Source organism: Protofrankia sp. CiP1_Cm_nod1 (genome assembly GCF_920888515.1).
Lineage (GTDB): Bacteria > Actinomycetota > Actinomycetes > Frankiales > Frankiaceae > Protofrankia.
The window spans coordinates 1-2150 of record NZ_CAKKTM010000354.1; the positions used below are offsets into that span (position 1 = coordinate 1).

Annotated in this window: 2 protein-coding genes; one reads left to right on the forward strand and one right to left on the reverse strand. The window is 71.0% G+C overall.

The window, feature by feature from the left end:
- On the reverse strand, positions 1-780 hold a 780-nt coding region (locus NBX02_RS15775), incomplete at its 3' end, for a lysophospholipid acyltransferase family protein (RefSeq protein WP_250291977.1).
- Between the two features lie 416 nt (positions 781-1196).
- Here NBX02_RS15775 and NBX02_RS15780 point away from each other — a divergent pair.
- On the forward strand, positions 1197-2024 hold the full coding sequence (locus NBX02_RS15780; RefSeq protein ID WP_250281630.1) for an alpha/beta fold hydrolase: 828 nt from the start codon (positions 1197-1199) through the stop codon (positions 2022-2024).
- The last annotated feature ends 126 nt before the right edge of the window (positions 2025-2150 follow it).

The following is a 2150-nucleotide window of genomic DNA, read 5'->3' on the forward strand; positions in this document are numbered from 1 at the left end:
CCGGTCGACCGTACGGCCGGCGCCCTCCCGGCCGGGCTCCCCGCCGCAGGCGCCGGCCGCCTCGCCGGCCGCCTCGCCGTCCGCCTCGCCGTCCGCCTCGACCGTGGCGGCGAGCTCGCTCTTGACCCGCTGCGCGTACCTGTCGACGTACTCCTGGCCCGACAGCGCCATCAGCTCGTACATGATCTCGTCGGTCATGGACCGGAGCACGAACCGGTCGTCGACCATGCCCTCGTAACGGCTGAAATCGAGCGGCTGGCCGATGCGGATGCCGACCCGGCGGATCCTGGGCAGCAGCTTCCCCTGGGGCTGCACCTCGAACGTGCCGATCATCGCGACCGGGATGACCGGGACCTTCGACGCCAGCGCCATCCGGGCAACACCGATCTTGCCCCGGTACAGCCGGCCGTCCGGTGAGCGCGTGCCCTCCGGATAGATCCCCAGCAGTTTGCCGCCCTGGAGCACCTTCACGCCGCTGCGCAGCGCCCTGTCGCTGGCGGCACCACCGCTGCGGTCGATCGGGAGCTGGCCGGCGCTGGTGAAGAACAGCCGCTTCAGCCAGCCTTTGAATCCCGGGGCGGTGAAGTAGTCGCTCTTGGCCAGGAAGGTGACCCGGCGCGGCACGACCAACGGGAGGAACAGGTGGTCGGAGAAGGAGAGATGGTTACCGGCGAGGATTGCGGGGCCCCGTTCCGGGATGTTTTCCAGCCCCTCGACCCACGGCCGCCAGAACAGCCGCAGGATGGGAGTGAGAAATGCCTTGACGACCCAGTACAACACGTCAGCTCCCGGTGTGGTCGCCCACCAACATCGTCTCGACACGCATCGGCCCGACACGCCCGCACACGGTGGCCGGGACAACCCTATGGAACCGTGGTGGCCGCGTCCACCACGGGGACTGTCGCGGCCGGCCGCTCCCCGGGCGCCGCCGGCAGGCTCCCCCGCGGCGGCCCGGGAGCCGCGCGGACGCGGGACACGGCGAGGCCGGCTCCGGACACGACACCGCCGGACATGGCGTCACAGAACACGGCGTCACAGAACATGGCACCGCTGGACACGGCACCGCGGAGAGCATGGCCTCTGCCCGTCCGGCATGCGAGCATGCTGCGGAACCGGTCCGCGCGACGAAAACAGAACAATCCCCCGTCACCACGGAGTGCGGCCGATCGCGCGCGAGTAACGAGAGGGCGGACACCATGGCAGGCGTACCACGGCGTTCGGTCACACCAGGCACTTCGGTCACACCAGACACTTCGGTCGTACCGGGCACTTCGGTCGTACCGGGCGCGGAGCCGTTCGAGCACGATGGCGGCGACACCGGGGTACTGCTGATCCACGGATTCACGGGCACACCACAGAGCATGCGCCCCTGGGGCTCGTTCCTCGCGGAGGCGGGCCTGACGGTCTGTTGCCCGCTGCTGCCGGGCCACGGCACCCGCTGGCAGGAGATGAACGGCACGACCTGGCGCGACTGGTTCGGCGCGGCCGAGGATGCCTTCCTCCGCCTGCGGGAACGCTGCTCGGCCGTCTTCGTCATGGGGCTGTCCATGGGCGGCACCCTGACCCTGCGGCTGGCGGAGGTCCACGGCCCGGCGGTGGCCGGGGTGGTCACGGTCAACCCCAGCCTCGGCACCGACCGGAGGATCGCCGCGCTCGCCCCGGCGCTCTCGCGCGTGATCCCCTGCGTGGCCGGGGTGAGCAGCGACATCAAGGCCGCGGGCACGGCGGAGGTCGCCTACCGGTGCCTGCCCCTGCGGGCCTTCGTCTCCCTGCGCGAGCTGTGGACGGTGACGGTGGCGGACCTGGGGCGTGTCACCAGCCCGATCCTGACCTTCCGCAGCCGCGTCGACCACGTCGTCGAGGCCACCTCCGGACGGATCCTGCTGGCGGGCGCGACGTCGTCCACCGTCTCCGAGCGCATCCTGGAGAACAGCTACCACGTCGCGACTCTCGACAACGACAGACACACAATTTTCGAGGGAAGCCTTCAGTTCGTCGACACGCACACGGTTGTCTCGGGGTGATCGGGGTGAGTCGTGCCTGACCTGCCACCACCTGCCGGTGGCCCGCCGCCGGACGCGGGCGGAGCCGCCGGCGGCCCGGCGTGCGGACAGCCGCCGCAGGCCAGCCCGCCCGGCGCCGAAGCGAGT